Annotated in this window: 26 protein-coding genes; 5 read left to right on the forward strand and 21 right to left on the reverse strand. The window is 69.6% G+C overall.

The window, feature by feature from the left end:
• Window positions 1-225 precede the first annotated feature (225 nt).
• The 15 genes from rpsO to rimP form a co-directional block, all read right to left on the reverse strand.
• The gene (gene rpsO / locus SK571_RS02265) at window positions 226-495 is read right to left on the reverse strand and encodes a 30S ribosomal protein S15 (protein WP_045318466.1); all 270 of its coding nucleotides are present in this window, start codon (window positions 493-495) and stop codon (window positions 226-228) included.
• A gap of 125 nt (window positions 496-620) precedes the next feature.
• A complete protein-coding gene (locus SK571_RS02270; RefSeq protein ID WP_319982324.1) occupies window positions 621-1,067 on the reverse strand; it encodes a 2'-5' RNA ligase family protein in 447 nt (148 codons plus the stop codon).
• Window positions 1,064-1,552, reverse strand: coding sequence for a helix-turn-helix domain-containing protein (locus SK571_RS02275; protein WP_319982553.1), 489 nt, complete (start codon window positions 1,550-1,552; stop codon window positions 1,064-1,066). Before SK571_RS02275 ends, SK571_RS02270 begins: the two co-directional genes overlap by 4 nt.
• 84 nt (window positions 1,553-1,636) lie before the next feature.
• Window positions 1,637-2,569, reverse strand: coding sequence for a bifunctional riboflavin kinase/FAD synthetase (locus SK571_RS02280; protein ID WP_319982325.1), 933 nt, complete (start codon window positions 2,567-2,569; stop codon window positions 1,637-1,639).
• A gap of 191 nt (window positions 2,570-2,760) precedes the next feature.
• A complete protein-coding gene (gene truB, locus SK571_RS02285) occupies window positions 2,761-3,648 on the reverse strand; it encodes a tRNA pseudouridine(55) synthase TruB (RefSeq protein ID WP_319982326.1) in 888 nt (295 codons plus the stop codon).
• 176 nt (window positions 3,649-3,824) lie between these two features.
• Window positions 3,825-5,150: an MFS transporter gene (locus SK571_RS02290; protein WP_319982327.1), complete on the reverse strand. Its 1,326-nt coding sequence runs from the start codon at window positions 5,148-5,150 to the stop codon at window positions 3,825-3,827.
• Window positions 5,151-5,247: 97 nt separating this feature from the next.
• Window positions 5,248-6,552 (reverse strand): MATE family efflux transporter, encoded by a 1,305-nt coding sequence (locus SK571_RS02295; protein WP_319982554.1) that lies wholly within the window; start codon window positions 6,550-6,552, stop codon window positions 5,248-5,250.
• Between the two features lie 47 nt (window positions 6,553-6,599).
• Window positions 6,600-7,733, reverse strand: a complete 1,134-nt coding sequence (locus tag SK571_RS02300) for an ROK family transcriptional regulator (RefSeq protein WP_319982328.1) — start codon at window positions 7,731-7,733, stop codon at window positions 6,600-6,602.
• The gene (locus SK571_RS02305) at window positions 7,730-8,716 is read right to left on the reverse strand and encodes a DHH family phosphoesterase (RefSeq protein ID WP_319982329.1); all 987 of its coding nucleotides are present in this window, start codon (window positions 8,714-8,716) and stop codon (window positions 7,730-7,732) included. Before SK571_RS02305 ends, SK571_RS02300 begins: the two co-directional genes overlap by 4 nt.
• Before the next feature lie 144 nt (window positions 8,717-8,860).
• Window positions 8,861-9,310: a 30S ribosome-binding factor RbfA gene (gene rbfA / locus SK571_RS02310; RefSeq protein WP_266043279.1), complete on the reverse strand. Its 450-nt coding sequence runs from the start codon at window positions 9,308-9,310 to the stop codon at window positions 8,861-8,863.
• Between the two features lie 13 nt (window positions 9,311-9,323).
• On the reverse strand, window positions 9,324-9,620 hold the full coding sequence (locus SK571_RS02315) for a DUF503 domain-containing protein (RefSeq protein WP_258947864.1): 297 nt from the start codon (window positions 9,618-9,620) through the stop codon (window positions 9,324-9,326).
• A gap of 71 nt (window positions 9,621-9,691) precedes the next feature.
• Window positions 9,692-12,898, reverse strand: coding sequence for a translation initiation factor IF-2 (gene infB, locus SK571_RS02320; RefSeq protein WP_319982330.1), 3,207 nt, complete (start codon window positions 12,896-12,898; stop codon window positions 9,692-9,694).
• 87 nt (window positions 12,899-12,985) lie between these two features.
• On the reverse strand, window positions 12,986-13,312 hold the full coding sequence (locus SK571_RS02325; protein ID WP_319982331.1) for a YlxR family protein: 327 nt from the start codon (window positions 13,310-13,312) through the stop codon (window positions 12,986-12,988).
• 39 nt (window positions 13,313-13,351) lie between these two features.
• A complete protein-coding gene (nusA, locus tag SK571_RS02330) occupies window positions 13,352-14,365 on the reverse strand; it encodes a transcription termination factor NusA (RefSeq protein WP_319982332.1) in 1,014 nt (337 codons plus the stop codon).
• Window positions 14,362-14,886, reverse strand: a complete 525-nt coding sequence (rimP, locus tag SK571_RS02335; RefSeq protein ID WP_319982333.1) for a ribosome maturation factor RimP — start codon at window positions 14,884-14,886, stop codon at window positions 14,362-14,364. The genes nusA and rimP overlap by 4 nt, the downstream gene beginning before the upstream one ends.
• Before the next feature lie 127 nt (window positions 14,887-15,013).
• On the opposite strand from rimP, the gene SK571_RS02340 reads away from it, so the two are divergent.
• A complete protein-coding gene (locus SK571_RS02340) occupies window positions 15,014-15,457 on the forward strand; it encodes a hypothetical protein (RefSeq protein WP_266043275.1) in 444 nt (147 codons plus the stop codon).
• The gene (locus SK571_RS02345) at window positions 15,454-15,882 is read left to right on the forward strand and encodes a ferritin-like domain-containing protein (RefSeq protein WP_319982334.1); all 429 of its coding nucleotides are present in this window, start codon (window positions 15,454-15,456) and stop codon (window positions 15,880-15,882) included. The genes SK571_RS02340 and SK571_RS02345 overlap by 4 nt, the downstream gene beginning before the upstream one ends.
• A 56-nt stretch (window positions 15,883-15,938) precedes the next feature.
• Here the strand turns inward: SK571_RS02345 and SK571_RS02350 are convergent, their stop codons facing one another.
• From SK571_RS02350 to SK571_RS02365, 4 genes are read right to left on the reverse strand one after another with little or no spacing between them, the layout of a single operon-like run.
• On the reverse strand, window positions 15,939-16,667 hold the full coding sequence (locus SK571_RS02350; protein ID WP_319982335.1) for a hypothetical protein: 729 nt from the start codon (window positions 16,665-16,667) through the stop codon (window positions 15,939-15,941).
• A gap of 55 nt (window positions 16,668-16,722) precedes the next feature.
• Entirely contained in the window at window positions 16,723-17,676 is a 954-nt protein-coding gene (locus tag SK571_RS02355) for an aminotransferase class V-fold PLP-dependent enzyme (RefSeq protein WP_319982336.1), read from the reverse strand.
• Entirely contained in the window at window positions 17,669-18,133 is a 465-nt protein-coding gene (locus tag SK571_RS02360) for a DUF4442 domain-containing protein (protein ID WP_319982337.1), read from the reverse strand. Before SK571_RS02360 ends, SK571_RS02355 begins: the two co-directional genes overlap by 8 nt.
• A gap of 11 nt (window positions 18,134-18,144) precedes the next feature.
• On the reverse strand, window positions 18,145-19,098 hold the full coding sequence (locus tag SK571_RS02365; RefSeq protein WP_319982338.1) for a glycosyltransferase: 954 nt from the start codon (window positions 19,096-19,098) through the stop codon (window positions 18,145-18,147).
• Window positions 19,099-19,120: 22 nt separating this feature from the next.
• Here SK571_RS02365 and SK571_RS02370 point away from each other — a divergent pair, with 22 nt between their 5' ends.
• Both SK571_RS02370 and SK571_RS02375 read left to right on the forward strand, forming a co-directional pair.
• Complete coding sequence (locus SK571_RS02370) at window positions 19,121-19,678, forward strand: sugar O-acetyltransferase (RefSeq protein WP_319982339.1); 558 nt, start codon at window positions 19,121-19,123, stop codon at window positions 19,676-19,678.
• Window positions 19,679-19,682: 4 nt separating this feature from the next.
• A complete protein-coding gene (locus tag SK571_RS02375) occupies window positions 19,683-20,090 on the forward strand; it encodes a secondary thiamine-phosphate synthase enzyme YjbQ (protein WP_319982340.1) in 408 nt (135 codons plus the stop codon).
• On the opposite strand, the gene SK571_RS02380 is transcribed toward SK571_RS02375, so the two are convergent.
• A complete protein-coding gene (locus tag SK571_RS02380; protein WP_319982341.1) occupies window positions 19,986-20,945 on the reverse strand; it encodes a YhgE/Pip domain-containing protein in 960 nt (319 codons plus the stop codon). The two genes, SK571_RS02375 and SK571_RS02380, sit on opposite strands and share 105 nt — an antisense overlap.
• Before the next feature lie 119 nt (window positions 20,946-21,064).
• Between SK571_RS02380 and SK571_RS02385 the strand changes: the two genes are divergently transcribed.
• On the forward strand, window positions 21,065-22,042 hold the full coding sequence (locus tag SK571_RS02385) for a hypothetical protein (protein ID WP_319982342.1): 978 nt from the start codon (window positions 21,065-21,067) through the stop codon (window positions 22,040-22,042).
• A 294-nt stretch (window positions 22,043-22,336) separates the two neighbouring features.
• Here the strand turns inward: SK571_RS02385 and SK571_RS02390 are convergent, their stop codons facing one another.
• Window positions 22,337-24,079: a proline--tRNA ligase gene (locus SK571_RS02390; RefSeq protein WP_319982343.1), complete on the reverse strand. Its 1,743-nt coding sequence runs from the start codon at window positions 24,077-24,079 to the stop codon at window positions 22,337-22,339.
• Window positions 24,080-24,182: the final 103 nt, after the last annotated feature.

Below are 24,182 nucleotides of genomic sequence, written 5' to 3' on the forward strand. Positions count from 1 at the left end.
ACTCCTCGTCTTTTGGACGCCGCTCACGCGATTTTGACGAGGCCGGTCTTCGATCGAAGTCCCCTGGGGCGTTTCCACCAGGAGGCCACTACCGAGGACCGGCGCGGAAACTGCTTCGCGCGACGCGGGTCCTGTGTTTCGTTCCTCTTTACAACCAGGGGTCTGTATACACCCGGTTGTACGCCGAGGGGGAGTGACCGGCCGGTCACTCCCCCTCGGCAAGTATCACCTGCGCAGACCGAGGCGCTGGATCAGCGCGCGGTAGCGGTTGATGTCCACCTTGGTCAAGTAGTTCAGCAGACGGCGGCGACGGCCGACCATCAGCAGGAGACCACGGCGGGAGTGGTGGTCGTGCTTGTGCTGCTTCAGGTGCTCCGTGAGGTCAGCGATGCGCTTGCTCAGCAGGGCGACCTGCGCCTCGGTCGAGCCCGTGTCCGAGTCGTGCAGACCGTACTCACCGAGGATGGACTTCTTCTGATCCGTGGACAGTGCCACTAGGTACTTCTCCTACTTGTTCAGGTCCGTGCGGCCCCGTCCGCCGAATTGCTGGCCGGGGTAGCCGGTACTGGCCGCCACGGACCGCAGCCAGACCCAACTGCGAAGGCTATCAGGCACACTGCTCAGCGGCGCGCTGACGTGCGCAACCCCACCCGATCAACGGGTGTGTGCGCGCCGTCTGCACTGCTCACGAGCACTGCTTCGGACGGCTGCCACGGGCTGCTCAGGAACTCCGGCATCGCCTGCCCCTTGTACCCGTACGCCACCGTCAGGTGCGCGAACCAATTGTCGTTCGCACCCGCTGCTCTTGCCAACCGATTTAAGTCCCCGTCTATTCCGGCCCACAGCACCTTGCCCCGGAAGTCGCCGAAGTTCCTCAGCCGCAGTTCGGGCACCTCGTGGCCCTCAAGAGCTTTGAAGCGTTCCTCATCTGCGGTTCCGCCGTGGAAGCACAACGTGATGTGCCACTTCTCCGGCTTGGTCCACTCCAGGTCGAGACCTCGGTCCAGCACCGCGTCGAGCTCGTCGACCACGTGCCGGGGCGGGTACAGCGCGGTGAAGAACTTCACTTCACCGGGTAACCCGCGGCCCGGATGGCCCGGCGGAACAGTTCGGCGATCGCCGGGAAGTCCTCGTGCAGGAGGTCGGCGGCCTGCTGGAGCTCGACCCGGTCGGCGACCCGGCGCAGCACCGGGTACGCGACGCTCTCGTCCCCGTTGACCGGCAACGAGTCGCGCGACACCGTCGGCTTGGACTCGCGCACGTCGTCGAGCGCGCGCTGCAACGCCTCCGGTGCGCCGGTCGCGACGTCCGGCGTGAGGACCTTGCGCTCCAGCATGATCATCCGAGCGAGCACGGACGGGTTGCCGATCTTGGCGCGACGGCCGCTCATCACCTGGCTGAGCATCGGCGCGCTGATCCCGAGCACGTCCGCGAGCTGCGCCTGGGAGACGTTGAAGGCCACGACCAACCGTCGCACGCGGTCACCCAGCGGCTCCCCGTACCACTCCCGTTGCAGGGCGAGGTTGCGCTGAACGATCTTGTGGTCCTCCACCTTGGCCTCTCCGGTAGCCCTCACTCCGACCCGCATCCTGCCAGGCCGCGGACGCACGGACGCCCGCTTCGCCCAATCTGACGGTCACGACTCCGTCAGCAGTTCCCTCGTTCGGTCTACATCTCGATGCATTTGTTCGAGCAGGGCTTCGACGGAGTCGTACTTCTCCATCTCGCGCAGCCTCTCGACGAAGTCCACGGCGACGCGCTGGCCGTAGTAGTCCTCGTCCACGTCGAGCACGAACGCCTCGACGCGGCGCTCCCGGCCGGAGAACGTCGGGTTGGTCCCCACCGACACGGCGGCCTTGAGCGTCTTGCCCTTGGCGTCGGTGAACCAGCACGCGTAGATGCCGTCCGCCGGCACCGCCGCGAACTTGGGCGTGGACAGGTTGGCGGTCGGGAACCCGAGGTCCTTGCCCCGCCCGTCGCCCTTGACGACGATCCCCTCGAGCCGGTGCGGCCGGCCCAGCGCCTCGGCCGCCGCCTTCACGTCGCCGGCGTCGATGCACGCCCGGATGTAGGTGGACGAGTACGTCAAGTCGTCTGCGGACACCAGATCAGCCCCCTCGGTCACGAATCCGAACCGCTGCCCCAGCTGACGCAGCATCGCGACGTTACCGGCCGCCTTGTGCCCGAAGGTGAAGTTCTCACCCACCACGACGGCGGCGGCGTGCAACTTCTCGACGAGCACCTCGTGGACGAACTCGTCCGCGGGCATCCTGCTGGTCTCGAGGCTGAACGGCACCACCACGAAGTGGTCGATGCCGAGCTCCTCGACCAGCTCGGCCCTGCGCCGCAGCGTGGTGAGCTGCGCGGGGTGGCTGCCGGGCCGCACCACCTCGGACGGGTGGGGGTCGAAGGTCATCAGCACGCTCGGCAGGCCGCGCTGCTCCGCGAGTCCGACGGCGCGCCCGATCAGGGCCTGGTGGCCTTTGTGGACACCGTCGAACACGCCGATGGTCACGACGCAGCGGCCCCAGCCGCCGGGAAGGTGGTCTAGTCCGCGCCAGCGTTGCACGTGATCAGCCTACGACGGGCCGCACGGGCCGCCACACCGCCTGGCCACCGGAGCGCCACCCGGTGAGGAGATCGAGAACTTCCACGACCCCGTCCTCCTCCTCGTCGTCCCTCCGGAGCCCGCACGGGAGCGGTGGCCGGCAGCCTTCCGGCACAGCTGGCCGGGGGCCGAGTTCGGGCATGGACCGCGAGCTAGTCCGCGGGACTCAGCACCACCACCGGTTTGCAGGCGGCACCCTCGTCCTTGACGAGCGCGATGACGTGCCCGTCCGGCCCGAACACCCCGTAGGTGCCCTCGATCCCACCGGCGCGCAGCCGCTGCCCGTGCGACAACGCCGAAGCCTCGTTCGGGTCGATCTCGCGGCGGGGGAACGCCGTGGCGACCGCGGCGTCCAGGTCGAGCGACAGGCCGGGCGTCTCCTCCAGCTGCGCCAGGGTCTTGGCCACCCGGAGGTCGAACGGTCCGACCCTGGTGCGCCGCAACGCGCCCAGGTGCCCGCCGACGCCCAGTGCGGCGCCCAGGTCGCGGGCCAGCGCGCGCACGTAGGTGCCGGACGAGCACTCGACCATCACGTCGAGCATCACCGTCTTGTCCTCACGGCGCGAGAACAGCACGTCGAACCGATGCACGGTCACCGGCCGTGCGGGGATCTCGACGGCCTCACCGGCGCGCACGCGGGCGTAGGCGCGCTTGCCGTCGATCTTCACGGCGGACACGGACGACGGCACCTGCTGGATCGGGCCGGTCAGCTTCGCGATCTCGGCGGCGATGGCGTCGTCGGCGACTCCGGAGGCGTCCTCAGTGGACAGCACCTCGCCCTCGGCGTCGTCCGTGGTCGTGGACGCGCCGAGCACGATCGTCGCGAGGTAGGCCTTGCTGTCGAGGGCGAGGTGGCCGAGGAGCTTCGTCGCCCGCTCGATGCCGAGCACGAGCACGCCGGTCGCCATCGGGTCCAGCGTGCCGGCGTGCCCGACCTTGCGGGTGCCGAGAATCCTGCGCACACGCGCCACCACGTCGTGCGAGGTCATGCCGTCCGGCTTGTCGACGACGACCAGGCCCGGTGCAACAGAGGGTTTCACGGCGACAGAGCTTAGTGCGCTGACCACAGCCGTTGCCGGTCGCCTTCGGTTCTCAGCAGGACACCTCACGGCACCGGCCCCGCGCCCCCATATGCCCGATATGGGGGCGCGGGGCAGGCACCGTGATGCGCCCGTCTGAGAACCGAACGCGCGCGACAACGTATGCGGTCAACGCACTAAGCGACGTGCAGAGCGTCCCAACGACGACGCCGGATCTGCACCGGCACCGTCTCCCCGCGCTCCTCCGCCTCGAACACGGCGGCACGTGCGCGACGCCACCACACGAGCATCCGCCAGCCACCCAGGACCAGCACCAGCACGCAGAAGCTCAACGCCACGCGGAACGCCGTCTGCGGGCTGAGCACGCCCTCGAGGAGGTCTAGAAGCACACCGACGCCCAGCGCGGTCACGGTCACCGCTAGGAAGCCGCCGACGTTGACCAGGCCGCTGGCCGTGGACTGCCGATGCGACGGGTTGTAGTCACGGGCCAGAGCGAACGCCACGCCCGAGATCGGCCCGCCCACGGTGAGCACGAGGAACACCACGGCGATGACCGGCCCCGGCACGTGTCCGCCCGGCCACAGCAGCAGCACGCCCCAGCCGGCGAACGCGAACGCCAGGAACCCGACCGAGATCGGCATGCGCCACTCGGGGTTGCGCGAGAACAACCCGCCGATGATCGGGCTCGCCACGATCGCGCCGATGACGAGCAGCCCGAGCGTGGAGGACGCGGCACGCGGCGACATCCCCTGCGCCTGCACGAGGTACGGGTACCCCCACAGCAGACCGATGACGGCGGGCGTCGACATGGTGCTGAAGTGCGCCCAGAACCCGAGCCGGGTGCCGGGCACGCTCCACGCCTGCCGCACCTTCGGCCAGATCTTGCGCAACGGCACGGCTTCCGGCTTCGGCGCGACGAATCCCGCCGGCACGTCGCGCACCCGCAGGAACGCCACGACCGAGTAGAGCGCGGTGACGCCGCCCGCGATGAGGAACGCCCAGGTCCACCCGATCGAGCCGAGCATGAGCGTCAACGGCACCGTGGCGACGAGGTTGCCGACACCGCCGATCGCGGCCGTGACCGCGACGACGAGCGAGTACTGGCGCGGCGGGAAGTGCGTCGCGACGAGGCGGATCACGCTGATGAACGTCATCGCGTCGCCCATGCCCAGCACGGCCCGTGCGGCGAGCCCGAGCCCGTAGGAGTCGGCGATGGCGAAAAGCACCTGCCCCGTACCCATGAGCAGGGCGGCGACGGTGAGCACCCGGCGTGGCCCGTAGCGGTCGACGAGCAGGCCGGTGGGGATCTGCATGAGGGCGTAGACACCGATCTGCAGCACGGTGAACACACCGAGCTGAGCGGGTCCGAGCCCGAAGCGTTCGCTCGCCTCCAAGCCGGCCACGCCGAGCGTGGTGCGGTGGAAGAGGGCGGCGAAGTAGACGAAGACGGCGGTGGTCCAGATCAGCCACGAGGTTCGGGTGGCGCGATCGACCGGCGGCAAGGCGCACTCTCCCAAGCTGGAGGTAGGCAGACATTAGTTACATCGCCTAAACAACCTTCTTGGTAACGATTTCATGCCGTGAGGTCCGACACAGGGCCTAACGGACCGCGCCCTCGACCGCCCACTCCCCCGACCGTGTGCGCCACACCACGGCCAGCAGCCGCAGCACCATGAACGCCGACAACCCCGTCCAGATGCCGGCGAGCCCCCACCCGAACGCGTACGAGGCCCACACGAGCGGCAGGAACCCGATCACCGCGGAACCGAGCGTCGCCGTCCTCATGAACTTCACGTCGCCCGCGCCGAGCAGCACGCCGTCCAACGCGAACACCACACCCGCGATCGGTTGCAGCGCAACGAAGAACCACCACGCGTTCGGGATCTCGGCCAGCACGCCCGCGTCCGTCGTGAACGCCCGCGGCAGCACGGTGAACAGCGCCGCGAACACGAGCCCGAGCCCGATGCCGAACACCAGCCCGTACCGCGTGATCTGCCAGGCGAGCTTCTCCGCCTGCCGACGCCTCGACGCCCCCAAGGCCGAACCGACGAGCGACTGCGCCGCGATCGCCAGCGAGTCGAGCACGAGCGCGAGGAACGTCCACAGCTGCAACACGACCTGATGCGCACCCAACGCCCCGACGGACGTCCGTGCCGCCACAGAGGCCGCGCTGATGAAGCAAGCCTGGAACGCCAAGCTCCGCAACACCAGATCGCGCCCCATACCGAGCTGCGCGCGCATGGCCGCCCAATGCGGCTTCAACGACACCTGCTCCGCGAACAACGCCTTGAAGAAGAGCCCGGCCGAGAGCACCTGCGCCACGACGTTCGCGATGGCCGAGCCCTCAAGCCCCCAGCCCGCGCCGTAGACGAGCGCGGGACACAGCACCGCGCTGATGCCGTTGCCGATCAGGATGTACTTCAGAGGCCGCTTGGTGTCCTGAACACCGCGCATCCACCCGTTGCCGGCCATCGTGACGAGGATGAACGGCGCACCGAGCAACGCGATGCGCACCCACTCCACCGCCGCGTCCGCCACCGCGCCGGGTCCGGCGAGCAGCTCCGCCAGAGGCCGCGCGAACAGCTGCCCCAGGACCACCACGAGCACGCCGGCGGCCAGCGCCAGCCACGTCGCCTGCACACCCTCCTCGACGGCCTCCTGACGCCGCCCAGCCCCGTGCAACCGCGCCGTGCGCGCCGTCGTGCCGTACGAGAGGAACGTCAGCTGCGTCGACACCTGCGTGAGCAGCACACCGCCGAGAGCCAGCCCCGCGAGCGGTAACGCCCCCAGGTGCCCCACGACCGCCGTGTCGACGAGCACGTACAACGGCTCGGCCGCCAGCACCCCCAGGGCGGGCACCGCCAGCCCGATCACCCGCCGTGCGGGAACCCGATCCTCCACCAGACGAACTTATGCGCCCACAGGTGCCGCCGTGCGGTGATCGCGGCCACTCACGACCGTTGGGGCAGCCCGAACACCTGCTCGCGCGCCACGGCCAGGGCCGAGTGCAACGCGCCCGCCCGCACCGGGTTCGCGGTGATCTGCGCGAGGTGCACCGGCGTCCTCGGCACGACGAGCTTCAGCAGCTCCGCCGCCACCAGATCGCACAACGTCTCGCCGCCCGCGTGCGCCACCCCACCGGACAGCAGCACCAGTTCGGGGTCGAGCACGCACACGACGTTCGCCAGCCCGAGTGCTATCCGATGCGCCAGTGCCGTGAGGAACGCACGCCCCTCTGTCCCGGCGTTCAGCGCGTGCGCCACGGCTTCCAGCCCGGACGACTCGTTGATGCCGTGCTCGGCCGCCAGCGCCACGATGGCCTCGCTGTCGACCTGGTCGCCGTAGCGCCCGCCGGGCACCTGCATCGAGTCGATCTCGCCCGCACCGCCCGTGACGCCGCGCAGCAGCACGCCGTTGACCACGACCGCCGAGCCGATCTCGTCCGCGGGCCAGAACAGCACGAAGTTCCGCACGCCGACCGCCTTGCCGGAGCTCATCTCCTCCAGGGCGGCGAGGTTGATGTCGTTCTCGATCGACACCGACGTGCCGAGCAGCTCGCGCAGCGTCGACGGCAGGTCGACGGCGGAAAGGCCGGGCAGGTGCGGTGCGAACCCGAGGTGGCCGGTGGCCGGGTCGACCGCGCCCGGCGTGCCGACGACGACGTGCGACAACGCGTCGAGCGTCAACCCTGCCAGCGCCGCCGTCTTCTGCACCGTCTCCCGGAAGACCTGGAGCGAGTTCTCCTTCGGCATGGGCGCGCTGTGCTCGGCCAGCAACGACCCGGTGATGTCCGCGATGGCCACGTCGATCAGCTCGGCCGTCAGCGCCACCGCCGCGACGTACCCGACACCGCCGTTGACGGCCCACATCTGCGCCCGAGGCCCGCGCCCACCGCCACGCAACCCGGTGCGGACGACCATGCCGTCCTCTTCGAGCCGCGCCAGCAACTGAGCCGTGGCGGGCTTGGACAGCCCGATGACCTCTTCCAGTTCGGCGCGCGTCATCGCCCCGCTGGCCAGCAACGTCTCGATCGCGGCCCGGTCGTTGATCTCCCGCAGCAGCCGCGGGCTTCCTGTCCGTGTCATGACCCCACCCGTTCCAACGCGCCCTTCAGCGCGGCAACGACCTGCTCCGCGGGCCCCTCGAAGGTGAACCCGGCCGCCAGCCGGTGCCCGCCGCCTCCGAGGACCTGCGCCACCTCACGAACATCGACCTTGCTCACGGCCCGCAGCGACACGGACCAGAACCCGGGCCTGAGTTCCTTCAAAACGGCCGCGACCTCGGCCTCGGCGGCGGAGCGCACCACGTCGATCACGCTCTCCACCTCTTCGCTACGCACCCCTTGAGCGTCCTCGATGCTCACGATCGCGTGCGCGAGCCCCATGCCGTGCGCCGCCTTCTGGTCAAGCTCCGCCTTGGCCAGCACGCGCGACAACATGCCGAGGTACGCGAACGGATGTGCGTCCATCAACGGCCGCGTAACGGCATACGCGTCCACTCCGGTCTCCAGCAGCCGTGCGGCCGTGTGGTGCGCCTCCGGCCCCGCCTTCCGGAAACCACCGGTGTCGGTCACGAGCCCGGCGTAGATGCAGCGCGCGATCGGCTCGTCGACCTCGACGTCCATCTCGTCGAGCAGTTTGAGTGCGATGAGCGCCGTGGCCTCCGCACGATCATCGATGCAGTGCAACGTCCCGTACCGCGTGTTCGACACGTGGTGGTCGACGACGATGACGGGTCCACGGCAGTTCGCGACGCGGTTCTTCAGCGGCCCGAGCCGTTCCAGGCTGCCCGTGTCCATGACGACCAGCAGCTCCGGCGCTTCGGGCACCTCGTCGCGATGCACGAGCAGCCCGGCCGTGTCCAACGCCTTCAGGCTCTCGGGCACGGACTCCGGGTCACCGAACGCCACGCGCACCACCACACCGCGCCGGTGCAGCGCGAGCCCCACCGCCAAGGCACTCCCGAGCGTGTCAGCGTCGGGGTTGATGTGACTCAGCAAGGTCACATCGCGGGCGCCGGCCAGTAACCGCGCGGCCTCGGCAATGGTCGTGCTCAGGTCGTCTGCCACAGGGAGACGTTAGCTGCTAACCGTCTCGATGTGCTGTGCGGCACCCTCAGACAAGACAGTTTCCATCCAGTTTCGGCGGCGAAGACCAAAGGGCGGACACGATCACCGTGTCCGCCCTGGTCATGAGTGAAGTCTGTTGAGGACTCAGTCCTCGTCGTCGTCCTCACGAGGCGCCTTGTACGGGTCGGCCTCCCCAGCGGGAGTCGCCCCCACGGACCGCCGAGCCACTTCGGCATCGGCAGCCTGAGCCTTGGCCAGCAGCTCTTCCATCTTCCGTGCCTCGTCCGGCACGGTGTCGGTCATGAACGTCAGCGTGGGCGTGAAACGAACCCCCGTCTGAGCTCCGACCATCGACCGCAGGACACCCTTGGCCTTCTCCAGGGCCAGTGCGGCCCCGGCGAAGTCGGGTTCGACGTCCAGCCGCTCACCGAGAACGGTGTAGTACACAGTCGCGTCGTGCAGGTCCCCGGTCACCTTGGTGTCGGTGATCGTGACCCGGGCCAGCCGCGGATCCTTTACCTCGTGCTCCAAAGCCGAAGCGACGATCTGCGAGATCCGCTTGGCGAGCTTGCGGGCACGTGCCGTGTCGGCCACGAGCCTCCCCTTCCTAGTCGTCCTCCGGCCCGACGAATCGAGTCCGGGCGGAGAGCAATTCCAGTTCGGGCCGTCCCGCGACCAGCCTTTCACAGCCGGCGAGAACGTCCCTGACGTGCTCCAAGTCGGCGGCGACGGCCGCGACTCCGATCAAGCTGCGCCGATGCAGGTCCAGGTGACCGGCCTCGGAGACAGCGACCTCGAAGCGCTTGCGCAGTTCGGCCACGACGGGCCGGACGACCGAGCGCTTCTCCTTCAACGAGTGGACGTCGCCCAGAAGCACGTCCAATTCCAGAGCACCCACGTACATGGGCAAGATCCTCCAGAAGAAAAGGGTGCGGAGCCACCGGTTAAACGGCTCCGCACCCCTTCACCTACCGACTAGGCGCGCGGCTTCTCGCGCATCTCGAAGGTCTCGATGATGTCTTCCAGCTTGAGGTCGCTGTAGTTGCCGAGCGTGAGACCACACTCGAAACCTTCGCGGACCTCGGTGGCGTCGTCCTTGAACCGCTTGAGCGAGCTGATCGGGAGGTTCTCCGCGATCACCTTGCCGTCACGGAGCAGGCGAGCCCTGGCGTTGCGACGGATCTCGCCCGACAGGACCATGCAACCCGCGATCGTGCCGACCTTGGAGGACTTGAAGACGTCGCGGACCTCGGCGCGGCCGAGCTGGACCTCTTCGTACTCCGGCTTGAGGAGACCCTTGAGGGCCGCCTCGATCTCGTCGATCGCCTGGTAGATGACCGTGTAGTACCGGACGTCCACACCTTCGCGGTTCGCGAGCTCGGTCGCCTTGCCCTCGGCCCGGACGTTGAAGCCCAGGACGATGGCGGAACCGGCCACGGCGAGGTTGATGTCGCCTTCGGTGATGCCACCGACACCGCGGTGGATCACGCGCAGCTCGACGTCGTCGCCGACCTCGATCTTCATGAGCGCGTCCTCGAGGGCCTCGACGGTACCCGAGTTGTCACCCTTGATGATCAAGGTGAGAGCGCTGGTTTCCTTGAGCGCCGCATCCAGGTCTTCCAGGCTGACGCGCTTGCGCTTCGCCGCGTTGGCGGCGTTGCGGGTGCGGGCCTGACGACGCTCGGCGATCTGGCGGGCGACGCGGTCCTCGTCGACGACGAGGAACGAGTCACCGGCGCGCGGCACCGAGGTCAGACCGATGACCTGCACCGGACGCGACGGGGTCGCGACGGTGACGTCATCGCCGTGCTCGTCGACCATGCGGCGGACGCGACCGTACGCGTCACCCGCGACGATCGAGGAGCCGACGCGGAGCGATCCGCGCTGGACGAGCACGGTGGCGACCGGACCACGACCGCGGTCGAGGTGCGCCTCGATCGCGACACCCTGGGCCTCCATGTCCGGGTTGGCCCGGAGGTCCAGCGAGGCGTCGGCGGTGAGCAGGATGGCATCGAGCAGGCTGTCGATGTTGATGCCCTGCTTCGCCGAGATGTCGACGAACATCGTGTCGCCGCCGTACTCCTCGGCGACCAGTCCGTACTCGGTCAGCTGCTGACGGATCTTGGAGGGGTTCGCACCCTCCTTGTCGATCTTGTTGACCGCGACCACGATCGGCGCCTGAGCGGCCTGCGCGTGGTTGATCGCTTCCACGGTCTGCGGCATCACGCCGTCGTCAGCGGCGACGACGATGACCGCGATGTCGGTCGCGTTCGCACCACGAGCACGCATGGCGGTGAACGCCTCGTGACCCGGGGTGTCGATGAAGGTGATGAGCCGCGGGTTGCCCTCGAGCTCGGTCTGCACCTGGTACGCACCGATGTGCTGCGTGATGCCACCGGCCTCGCCCTCGGCCACCTTCGCCTTGCGGATGGTGTCGAGGAGTCGCGTCTTACCGTGGTCGACGTGACCCATGACGGTCACGACCGGCGGGCGAACCTGCAGGTCGTCCTCGTCACCGGCGTCCTCGCCGTAGGTGATGTCGAACGTCTCGAGCAGCTCGCGGTCCTCCTCCTCGGGGGACACGACCTGCACGACGTAGTTCATCTCGGTGCCGAGCAGCTCCAAGATCTCGTCGGACACCGACTGGGTCGCCGTGACCATCTCGCCCAGGTGGAAGAGCACCTGCACGAGCGACGCCGGGTTGGCGTTGATCTTGTCGGCGAAGTCGGTCAGCGAGGCACCGCGCGGCAGGCGGATCGTCTCGCCACTGCCCTTGGGCAGGCGGACGCCACCGACCGAAGGCGCCTGCATGTTGTCCATGTACTCCTGGCGCTTCTGCCGCTTGGACTTGCGTCCACGGCGCGCCGGACCACCCGGACGACCGAAGGCACCAGCGGTACCGCCGCGACCAGCGCCGCCGCCACCACCGGGACGACCGCGGAAACCGCCGCCGCCGGCAGGGGCACCGCCACCTGCGCCGCCGCCACCGCCGGGACGGAAGCCACCGCCACCGCCACCGCCGCCACCGGGACGGAAGCCACCGCCACCGCCGCCGCCACCGCCGGGACGGAAGCCACCGCCGCCGCCACCAGCGCCACCGCCGCCTCCGCGGAAGCCGCCGCCGCCACCGCCGCCGCCACCACCGGGACGACCGCCGCCACCGCCGCCACCACCGGGACGGCCACCGCCGCCACCGCCGGGACCAGGACGGTTACCGGCCGGACGGTTGCCCGGCATCATGCCGGGGTTCGGCCTCGGGGGCATGTTGCCCGGGTTCGGACGAGGACCGCCCTGACCGGGGCCACCGGGACGAGGACCGCCCTGGCCGGGGCCGGGACGACCGCCACCCTGCGCGGCAGCCGGACGCTGACCACCCTGACCGGGCGCACCGCTCGGACGGGGGTTCGCCGGACGCGGGTCGCCGGGCTTCGCGCCACCACCTGCGGGGCGGTCGCCGCCCTGCTCGGGCCGCGGGCCGGGACGAGGTCCGGGACGCGGCGACGGAGCGTTGCCGCCACCGACGCCGAAGGGGTTGTTGCCCGGACGCGGGGCACGCGGGCCCGCAGGCTTGGGAGCCTGCGTGCGCGGCGGCACCACGGACTGGGGCTGTGCACCAGCGGACGCGGCCGGGGCCTCGGGCTGCTGGGGCTGCTGCTGCGGAGCCGGGCGCGGACCCGGACGCGGGCCGCTGCCAGGCTTGGAGCCGGGAGCCGGGGCAGCCTTGGGCGCGGCCGGAGCCTGCGCGGCGGGTGCCGGAGCGGCGGCCGGAGCCTCGGACTGCACGGGTGCCGGTGCGGGCGCCGCGGGAGCCGGAGCCTGCGCGGCAGGAGCTGCCGGAGCGGGCTTCGGGGCCGGCGGGCGCGGGGCGGCCGGACGAGGTCCGGGCATGCCCTTGGGCGCAGCGGGCTTGCTGTTGTCGGCCGCCGGCTTGGCGTCCGCCGGTGCGGCGGGTGCTGCGGCGGCAGCGGGTGCGGGTGCCTTCGGCTTCGGAGCGGACGGCTTGGGAGCCGGCTTCGAGGACTTGGCTTCGTAGGCGTCACGAAGCCGCCGGGCCACGGGGGCCTCGACGGTCGAGGACGCGGACTTCACGTATTCGCCTTGTTCGGCGAGCTTGTTGAGAACTTCCTTGCTCGTGACACCGAGCTCTTTTGCGAGCTCGTGCACGCGGGCCTTGCCTGCCACTGGTCTCCTAGGTCGTGAGGCCGGCGGGCAAGTCCCATCGACCTCGTCTTAACGTCGCGCGTTCATGTCTTCAGCTTCACGGCTGACTCATGACGGGTCGACCTGCTTCCTTGTTTCCTGCTGGCCGCGGGGCTGTCCCGAGACCTGTTTCCCTTGCTGCTCGACGTGCTCGCGCAGCGAAGCGACGTCGAGTGCTCCCTGGACCCTGAGGGCCCGTGAGAACGCCCGTCGCCGCTCGGCGTTGCGGAGACATTCGAGATCGAAATGCAACCAAGCACCCCGACCCGGAAGCCGCCGATGGACGTCCGGAACCACCGAACCGTCCACCGCGACCACTCGCAGCAGCTCAGAGGGCAACGTCCGTGTGCGGCACCCAATACACGTACGAACAGGGCCGATGTGCTGGGAAGCCACTCCCGACGTTGAACCGTTGATAATTCTATCCCCTGGAGCTCATTCAGCCGAACCGGATGTGACCGCATCGGTGGCCGGAGCCTCGGCGTCACTGCGGATGTCGATGCGCCAGCCCGTCAGACGGGCGGCCAGGCGGGCGTTCTGGCCCTCCTTGCCGATCGCCAGCGAGAGCTGGAAGTCCGGCACCACGACGCGCGCCGTCTTGGCACGCTCGTCGAGCACCCGCACGGACACAACCTTGGCCGGGGACAAGGCATTCCCGACGAACGTTGCCGGGTCGTCCGAGTGGTCGATGATGTCGATCTTCTCGCCACCGAGCTCGTGCATGACGTTGCGCACACGGGCACCCATCGGGCCGATGCAGGCGCCCTTGGCGTTCACTCCGGCAACGGTTGATTTCACCGCGATCTTCGAACGGTGACCTGCCTCACGTGCCACCGCGGGGATCTCCACGGTGCCGTCCGCGATCTCCGGGACCTCGAGGGCGAACAGCCGCCGCACGAGGTTCGGGTGGGTGCGCGAGAGAGCGATCTGCGGCCCGCGGGCACCGCGCGACACGCTCACGACGTAGCACTTGATGCGCTCGCCGTGGTTGTACTGCTCGCCCGGCACCTGCTCGGCCGGCGGGAGCACACCCTCGGTGTCGCCCACCTGCACGACGACCATGCCGCGGGCGTTCGCACGGGCGTCGCGCTGGACGACTCCCGCGATGATCTCGCCCTCCTTGGCGGCGAACTCACCGAACGTGCGCTCGTGCTCGGCGTCGCGCAGGCGCTGCAGGATGACCTGACGCGCCGTCGTGGCCGCGATGCGGCCGAAGCCTTCCGGAGTGTCGTCCCACTCCTCACGAACCGCACCGTCCGGCGCCAGGTCCTGCGCGATCACGCGCACGACACCGGTCTTGCGGTCGATCTCCACCTTCGAATGCGTGGCATGCCCTTCGGTGTGCTTGTAGGCGGTCAGCAGTGCTGACTCGATCGCCTCCAGGACCGTCTCGAAGGGGATGTCCTTTTCACGTTCGATCGCCCTCAGGGCGGCGATGTCGACGTTCACCTCGGCTCCTCCTTCGGTGCTTTCCGAGTGAGCCGAGCCAGTTCCTCGACCGGCGGCTGCTTGAACTCGATCTCCATGACCGCGCGTTCGATGTGTCGGTACTCCACGCGTCGCAGCTCGTCCTTGTGCAGCAGCTCGACCCCGGTCTCGTCGCACTCGCCGACGCGGCCGAACCACTCGGGCCGATCGGGCTGCTTGATCTTCACGAGACGCAGGTGAGCGCGCTTCCAGTGGCGCGGGCGCGTCAGGGGACGGTCGACACCCGGCGAGGTGACCTCGAGGGTGTACGGCCCGTTGATGATGTGGTCGTGCTCGTCGAGTGCGGCGGAGACCACGCGGCTCGCCTCGGCGACCTCGTCGAGCCCGATCCCGTCCTCGCCGTCCACGACCACTTTGACCAGACGGCGGCGCCCAGCCTGATTCACGTCGAGCGCGTCGAGGTCGAAGCCGGCGGCTTCGAGAGCTTCCCGCACAACGGGTGCTAGCTGCGCGGAAAGCTCTCCGCGCGGCGGGCTGGACACGTGGTGTCTCCTTCAGTTCGAACGCATGAAAACCCCGGCCGACGGTGTTTCGGCGGCCGTGGACGACCAGACTATCTCGTTCGCCCGGCTCCCACCGCGCCGCAGGGCTGCTGGCAACATGGGTCGTGTGATCTCCGAAACGGTCAGCCGCCGCCGGGTGCTGTTCGCGGTGGCCGCCGCGCCGCTCGCCGTCGCGTGCACCGCAGAACCGCCGCCGCCACCGCCGCCGGACCCGCTCTCGGCCCTCGCGGCGCAGGCCCGCGCGGACGCCAAGCTGGCCCAGTCGCTGACGACGGTGCCCGCGGCCGCGGAGATCGCGAAGGCCCGTGAGACGCACGCCTCGCTGCTGCAGGCCGAGGTCGACCGCGAACGCCCGCCGCTGTCGTCCACCGCGCCGCCCGCCCCCACCGCGCCGCCCACGCCGCCGGACCCGCTGGCCGCGTTGCGCACCGCGCTCGACGAGGCCGTCCGCGAGGCCTCGGCCACCGTCGCCTCGCTGCCCTCCTACCGCGCCGGTCTCGTCGGTTCGGTGGCCGCCGGCTGCGCCTCGCTGCGGGAGGTGCTCGCATGAGCGTGGAGTCGGTGCAGACCGCCCTCGGGACCGAGCACGCGGCGTTGTGGACCTACGGCATGGTGTCGGCGTTCCTGAACGACCAGGCCGCCGCCGTCGCGGAGGGCTCGAACCTGCACCGCGCGCGCCGGGACACGACCGAGCGGTGGCTGCGCGACCACGGCGCGACCCCGAACCCGCCCGCCGCGGCCTACCTGCCGCCCTCACCGGTGTCGGACGGGCCTTCCGCGCTGGCCGCGCTCGTGGCGGTCGAGCAGGACACCTGTGCCGCGTGGCGGGGTGTGCTGGAGCGGACCGACGATCCCGGGCTGCGGACGTCGGCGCTGGAGGCGCTGACGACGGCGGCGGTGCGGGCGACCCGCTGGCGCAAGGCCGCGGGGTCGGCCCCGGCATCGATCACGATGCCGGGTGTCGCCTCGGGCTGACGGCATCTGCAAGTACCACCAACTCGGAGTTGGTGGTACTTGCAGATGCCGGAAAGCTAGTTGCCGAACGACGACGCGAGCCTGATCGCGTCGTTGGAGACCTTCTTCATGTCCTTGTTGTGCGCGAGCGCGTCGGCTCCCCTGGTCGGCGAGTCGGACTCGACGATCACGACCAGCTGGTCGCGTTGCTCGGAGGCGTACCCGCCGTTGGCCAGCGTGGTCAGCGGCGGCACGCTGATGGCCTTGTCCAGCACCAGGTCCTTGACGTTGCCGGTGCCGTCCTTCTGGGTGAGCTCCCGCAGCTGCCGCGCCTCGTCCGCCGTCTTCATCTTCACGACCGACACCGACGAGTACACGGTGCGGCCGTCCGGCAGCTTGGCCGTGTAGAAGGCACGCGTCAGCTGCAGGCATGGCGTGGTCTTGAAGAACGCCTGCGTCTGGCTCGTCGCATGGGCGGCGCAGTCGCTGTCCTTCACCGGTTCCGGCAACTCCGGCACGGTGGTGAACTCGTACTCCCCCGCGGTCTTCTGCGGTTGAGCGACCGGCTTGTCGACCGGGTTCGACGGCTGCAACACCCACCACACGAACCCTGACACCACCGCGACGCCGACGAGCGCCAGCGCCTTGCCCACCCACGTCGACTTGCGCTGGGGCGGAGGCGGTGGCGGGGGCAGCTGCCCCTGGCGGTTGTCCATGATCGACTGCAGCTTCATGAGCTCGTCGGCCGGGTACAACGGCGCGGTGTCGGTAGGCCTCGGTGGGAAGCGAGGCAGGTTCTGGGTCACCTCTTCAGGTGACTGGCGTGGTTCCGACACAAGGACCCACGGTAACGGACGGCAGTCACGCGAGCGCTTCGAGCACCCGGTCAACGTCCTCGATCGTGTTGTACATGTGACACGCATACCGCGCGCGACCTGCACGAACCGAAGACACGACCCCCTGAACGGGTGGCCCGCCGACTGAGACGATCGCCGAGCCGCTGGACGGCAGCCCCAGACCGGCCAGAAGGCGATCCGTCAGGCTCACGCAGTGCGCGCGCACGGCTTCGAGGTCCAAAGAAGCCACCCACGGCAGCGCCACCGCCGCACCGACGTGTGAGAACCACGTCGGCGAGAGGTCGAATCGCCGTGCGTCCGAACGGAGCACGAGCTCGGTGCCGTAGTTCTCGCCGGTGCTGTACCAGTTGGCCGCCAACGGCTTGAGGGACGCCAGCCGGTCCGGGCGCACCGCCATCCAGGCCGCGCCGCGCGGTGCCATCAGCCACTTGTAGGCCACGCCGACGACGAAATCGGCCCACTCCAACGACAACGGCCTCCACCCGGCGGCCTGCGACACGTCGAGCAGCACGGGTTTGCCTGAAGCGCGCAACGCTTCGAGGTCCGCGATCGTCCCGTCCGCCGACTGGACCACGCTCACGGCGACGAGATCGGCGTCCTCCACTGTGGACACGATCTGGTGGCCGGCGGCGACGAACGGCAGCGTGACGCTGGTGAACTCGCCAGGGTCGGTGAAGACCTTCGAGCCGGCCGGCAGGGACTGCGCGACCAGGGACGCGAACTGCGAAACCGTTGCACCGCAGGCGACCGAGGTCGCGGGCACCCCGACCAGCCGCCCGAACGCCTCGCGCGAGGTCTCGACGACCTCGTTGAACGTGGACGACGTGTCCTGGCCGCGCCGCCACCGTTCGTGCGAGGCCGCCACCGCGTCGGCGACGTGCCGGGGCGGCACACCGATGGACGCCGTGTTCAGGTAACCGGGCTCGACGTCGAAGACCGCTCCGAAGGCCTCACGCATGTGCGAGCTGCTTGTCGCGCTTGCGGCGCGCGTAGACCTGCTTCTTCACCCGTGCGATCACGGCCCCATCCTGCCCGACGACGTCCGTCTCGAACCAGATCAAAGCCTTCTCGCCGTCCCTGGTCAGGTCCAGGACCTCGGCGACGTGCTCGTCGGTCAGCCGGAACTCGGCGTACACCGTGCCGCGGCCGGGCGCGACGAACTCGATCTCACCGGCCCGGTCCCACACGACGTGCTCGCCCTTGAGCTGGTTGAACAGCAGCAACACCCAGAACGGGTCGGTCATCGCGAAGAGCGATCCGCCGAAGTGGGTGCCGAAGAAGTTGCGGTTCCACGGGCGCAGGCGCATCCGCACCCGCGCGTACCGGTAGTCCGGCGAGATCTCCACGACGCGGATGCCGGCGAACAGGAACGGCGGCCACAGGTTCATCCCGAAGCGCAGGCGGCTTGCCTTCATAAAAAACAGTGTTACACAACACCCGCCAGACTGTCCGCAACTTCCTCCGGTGAGGGCGTGTGACGTATCTCCCGAGCTATCTGACCAGCGGCTTCCCGGTAGGACGAGTCGGCGAACAGCCGTCGCACACAGTCCGCGATCGGCCCGGCACTGAACGCGGCCGGGCGCAGCGCCGCACCGGCCGCGACGAGCGCGTCCGCGTTGCCGAACTGGTCCGCCCCCTGCGGCAGGACGACCTGGGGCACGCCGGCGGCGAGAGCGCCCAGCATCGTGCCGCTGCCGCCGTGGTGCACGGCGACGTCCGCGTACCGGAGCACCTCCGCCTGCGGCAGCCACGGGTGGACCGTCACGTTCGGCGGCAGGTGGTCGAGCGCGACGTGCGGCGCGGCCACGACCACCTGCGCCTCGCGGATCTTGCCGAGTCCCACGACCGCCTCGGCGAGCAGCTCCCGCGTGCCGAACGCGGTGCCGAGCGTGAGGTAGATCAGCTTCCCGGCGGTGCGCACCGGCACGTCACCGGGCGGCGAGAACGGCACCGGCCGCAACGGGATCCGCTCCTCCCTCAGGAAGCCCGCGTCCTGCAACGACGGTGGGCAGATGTCGAGGTGCCGGCCGCCGGTGGGCCGCACGAGGCCGATCCCGTCGGGGAACATCCGCCCGAACCCGTGCCACAGCGCGGGAAACCCGCGGCGGCGGGCCTCGGAGACGACCTCGGGCACCGCCCACTCGCCGATCACGAGATCGGGCAGCAACCGTTCCAGTTCCTGCGCGATGTCCTCGGCGTAGATCTCGCCGAACACCAGCCCCGGCCGGAACGGCCGCAGCCCGAGCTTCCCGAGCACCGGGTGCATCTCCTCGCCGACCGCGTAGTGCACCTCGTGCCCGGCTTTGCGCAGTGCCTGCGCCAACGGGATCAACGGATACGTGTGGCCGACCGTGGCCATGCTGGCGAAGAGCACGCGCATGCCGTGACGATACTGAGTCCTCATGGGAACCAACCGCGAGAAGATGATCAACGGCGAGCCCTACCTCCCGGCGGACCCCGAACTGGACGCGGACCGGCGTCGCGGCTGGCGCGAGATGGCCCGGTTCAACGCGCACGACCCCGAGGACCTCGACGGGATGTACGGCATCCTCAAGGGGTTCGTGGCGGAGATCGGCGAGAACTCGACGTTCATGCAGCGCCTGCAGATCGAGTACGGCTACAACACCCGCATCGGCGCGAACAGCTTCATGAACTACGACGGGATCATCCTCGACTGCGGCCCGGTGACCATCGGCGATCACGTGATGATGGGCCCGCGCGTGCAGCTGCTGACGGCGTTGCACCCCGTCGAGGACCACGACGCGCGCATCGAGGGCTGGGAGACGACCGCGCCGATCGTCATCGGGGACAAGGTGTGGTTCGGCGGCGGCGTGATCGTGTGCCCCGGCGTCACCATCGGCAACAACACGGTGGTCGGCGCGGGCAGTGTCGTGACGCGCGATCTGCCTGCTCACGTGCTTGCGGTCGGCAACCCGGCACGGGTGGTTCGTAAGATCTGAGGTCATGCGCAGCGAGGAGATCCAGATCCGCACCGGTTCCGACGAGGTCGTGCACGACCTGACGTCCGAGTGCCAACGGTTCCTCTCCGAGGAGAACGGCGACGGCCTGTTGCACGTGTGGGTGCCGCACGCGACGGCGGGCATCGCCATCATCGAGACGGGCGCGGGCAGCGACGACGACCTGCTGACCGCCCTGGAGCGCATCCTGCCCCGCGACGTGAAGTGGCGGCACCGGCACGGCACCCCTGGCCACGGCCGTGACCACGTGATGCCCGCACTGGTGCCGCCCTACGCGACGATCCCGGTTCTAGGCGGTGTGCTGACGCTCGGCACTTGGCAGTCCGTCTGCCTGGTCGACACCAACGTCGACAATCCCGTCCGCACGGTCCGTCTGAGCTTTCTTGCCGGCTAGCAGCAGCACCAGCCCGACGAGCGCGATCCCGCCGAACACCCACCACTCGGTGCTGATGGAGCCCTCGTACATGAGGCTGCGCAGGCCTTCCGCCGAGAACCGGAACGGCGTCCACGACCACAGGACCGCCTTGTAGGCCGGGTTGAGCAGCTCGGGCACCTGGCCCGCGACCGCCGGCGCCATCAGGTAGAGGATGCCGAGGACGCCCATCGCGCGGACGCCGAGGTGCTTGAACAGTCCGGCCTGCAGCAGCGCGAACGACACCGCGACGGCGAGCATGAACGCGAGCGCCTGCGCGGTGAACGTGACGCCCCACCACGCCAGCAGCCCCGCGGTCGAGCCCGTGACGAGGACGGCGGCGGTCACCGCCGACAGCCACCTCAGCTTTCCGCCCTTCAGCACCACGAACAGCAGTCCGGCGATCATCCCGCCGACCCACAGCAGCGCGGACGCGGCGAGCGGCGCGGTGCGTTCGGCGGCGGTGGGGGTGGTGGCCTCGACCTCGACCGGCAGCCCGGCACCCTGTGCGACGCCGGTCAGCACCTGCTGGGCGACCTGCGTGCCGGACGGGTTGACCGCCGGGTTCAGCCGGATCGTCGCCTGGCCGGGCGCGATCTCCAGCACCCCGTAGACCTCCTTGTCCCGCAGGAGGTTCCGGGCCTCGTCCGCGGACACGACCCTGATGTCGATCTCGGCGGAGTCGGCTCTCGCGACGCGTTCCGCGATCGGCGGAGGCGCCACCACTGCGAGCGGGACGTCGTGCGGGTGCACGGTCGCCTGCACGCCGAACGTCAGCAATCCCAGGAGGAACGCCACCACAGCACCTGCGACGGCGGTGACCAGCACGGTGCGCATCATCGAGCCCCTTAGTTCATCAAGTGTTGAATTTAGTCGGCACGCTACGCCTCGCTCGTCGCAGAAGTCAACGCACGGTGAATTAACCCGCTGTCAGACCCACCAGGTACCGTTCCCCCGTGACTTACCCAGGTGGCGGCGGACAGGGCGGCTGGAACGACCAGCAGGGCTGGGGCCAGCAGCAACAGGGTGACCAGAGCGGCGGGTACCAGACGGGCGGCTACCAGACCGGCGGGTACCCGCAGACCGGCGGTTTCCCGCAGCAGGGCGGTTTCCCGGACCAGGGCCAGTTCCCGCAGCAGGGCTACGGCGGGTACGGCGGCCTGGGCGTGTACGGCGGCTTCGACGACGAGCCGCCGAAGAAGGGCAAGAAGACGCTCTGGCTGGTGCTCGGCACCGTGGTCCTCGTGCTGCTCGTCGGCGGCGGCCTCACCTGGTTCCTGCTCTCGCGCTCGGACAACACGACGGCGACGAACGACCCGTCCCCGTCGCCCAGCACCTCCGCGCAGCCGACCGACGCCGCCTGCCCGAAGAACGAGGGCCAGCAGTGCGTCGAGACGGCGCTCGGCTTCAACTACGAGGTCCCGAAGAACTGGGACATCATCGCCGACGCCAAGATCCCGGTGGAGGGCTTCGCGGGCATCTCGCTGTCGGGCGTCACCACCTACGGCGACTACACCTGCGAGGGCAAGTCGTTCACCAAGGGCACCAACGGCGGCACGCTGCTTCCGAAGAGCGACATCAACACCACGGCCACCGACTTCACCAAAGCCCTCGCCACGCAGTACTACTCGTCGGGCGGCGACCCGAAGGTCACGACGACGCAGCCGAAGCCGGTGAAGATCCAGCACACCCAGAAGGACGGCAAGAAGGTCACCATCGACGGCGTGCAGGTGGACGCCACCGTCACGCAGACCGGCAACAAGTGCCTGGCGAGCAAGGGCATGGTCAAGGTCGTGGTGCTCAACGGCAGCAACAAGCTGCACGTGTTCGCCGTGAACGGCGACCTGGAGGGTGGCGGTGGCGGCGCCACTCCTCCGCTGCCCAAGGAGTCCGACCTGCAGAAGATGGTCGAGTCGCTGGTGCCGACCTCGTAGGACCTGCCGCGCGCCGCCGTCCGATGTGGACGGCGGCGGGCGAGCCTGCGGCACGGCTGATGCGGCAACGTGATCGCGTGGGACGCTTCCCGCTCTGCGACGCCGGCTGCGTGATGTCGAGCCGGATCTGCGCGGCCACCACCAGGTCGAGGTTTCCCTCGCACCTGCGGATCACGAGGCGCAGCAGGCGCTCCGCCTCGCCGAAAACGCTGTCCCGGCCTCTCCCCGGCGAAACGCCGAACGCCGGGCCGCGCGCCCACTTCCAGCGCACCGCCCGGCGTTCAGCTCCTCGTTCTAGCCGGTGACGACCTGCACCAGGTGCTCGACGGCCTCGGCGACCGGCACCTCGACGCGCTCGCCGGAGCGACGGTCCTTGACCTCGACAGTGCCGTCCTTCAGGCCGCGGCCGATCACCAGGATCGTCGGGATGCCGACGAGCTCGGCGTCCGCGAACTTCACGCCGGGGCTCGCCTTGCGGTCGTCCAGCAGGACCTTGAGGCCCTTGGCGCTGAGCTGCTTCGCGAAGTCCTCACCGGCGCCCATGAGCGTCTCGTCCTTGCCGGCGACCACGACGTGGACGTCGGCGGGCGCGACGTTGCGGGGCCAGATCAGGCCGCGGTCGTCGTGCGACTGCTCCGCGATGACCGCCACGAGACGCGAGACGCCGACGCCGTACGAGCCCATGGTGATGCGGACGGGCTTGGAGTCCGGCCCGAGGGCGTCGAGCGAGAACGCGTCCGCGTACTTGCGGCCGAGCTGGAAGATGTGGCCGATCTCGATGCCGCGCGCGGCGACCAGCACGCCCTTGCCGTCCGGGGAGGCGTCGCCCTCGCGGACCTCGGCGACGTCGATGACGCCGTCGGGCGTGAAGTCGCGGCCCACCACCAGGTCGACGACGTGGTGGTCGGCCTTGTCGGCGCCGGTGACCCACGCGGTGCCCGTGACGATGCGGGGGTCGGCGAGGAAGCGGACACCGTTGGCCTGGATCGCTCCCGGGCCGATGTAACCCTTGACCAGGAACGAGTTCTTGGCGAAGTCCGCCGCTTCCAGCATCGCGACCTCAGCCGGTTCGAGCGCTGCCTCGAGGCGCTTGAAGTCGACCTCGCGGTCACCGGGGACGGCGATCGCGAGCAGCTCCCAGTCCTTGCCGGGGTGCTTGACCTTCACGAGGACGTTCTTCAGCGTGTCCGCCGCGGTGAACTTGCGGTCGGTGTTCGCGTTGAGGAAGTCCACCAGCGTCTCGATGGTGGGCGTGTTCGGCGTGTGGTGCACCTGAGCCGCGGGCTTGTCCTCGATCGACTGCGCGGGGGGCACGGGCGTCGCGACGGCCTCGACGTTCGCCGCGTAACCCGACTCGGTGCTGCGCACGAACGTGTCCTCGCCCGTCTCGGCGACGGCGAGGAACTCCTCGGACGCCGAGCCGCCCATCGCGCCGGACGTGGCGGAGACGATCACGTACTCCAGGCCGAGCCGGTCGAAGATGCGGATGTAGGCGTCGCGGTGGTCCTTGTACGACTGGCTCAGGCCCTCGTCGGTGAGGTCGAACGAGTACGAGTCCTTCATCAGGAACTCGCGGCCGCGCAGGATGCCCGCGCGGGGACGCGCCTCGTCGCGGTACTTGGTCTGGATCTGGTACAGCGTGACCGGGTAGTCCTTGTACGAGCTGTACTCACCCTTCACGGTGAGGGTGAACATCTCCTCGTGAGTGGGGCCGAGGAGGTAGTCGGCGCCCTTGCGGTCCTTGAGGCGGAACAGGTTGGGGCCGTACTCCTCCCACCGGTTCGTCGCCTCGTAGGGCTCCTTGGGCAGCAGCGCGGGGAACTGGATCTCCTGCGCGCCGAAGGCGTCCATCTCCTCGCGGACGACGGCCTCGATGTTGCGCAGGACCTTGAGGCCCAGCGGCAGCCAGGTGTACCCGCCCGGCGCGACGCGGCGGACGTAGCCGGCGCGCACCAGCAGCTTGTGGCTGGGCACTTCGGCGTCCGCCGGATCCTCGCGAAGGGTGCGCAGGAACAGCGACGACATCCTGGTGATCACGGTGGGTACTCCTCGTTCACGGGCAGTTGTAGCAGCGTACTGGTTGGACGTTTCCCGAAATCGCGCGCGGTGCTCCGGTCTGCCTCTGACCTGCGGTGACCAG

Origin of the sequence: Lentzea kristufekii (genome assembly GCF_033949925.1) — a bacterium.
Classification (GTDB): domain Bacteria; phylum Actinomycetota; class Actinomycetes; order Mycobacteriales; family Pseudonocardiaceae; genus Lentzea; species Lentzea kristufekii.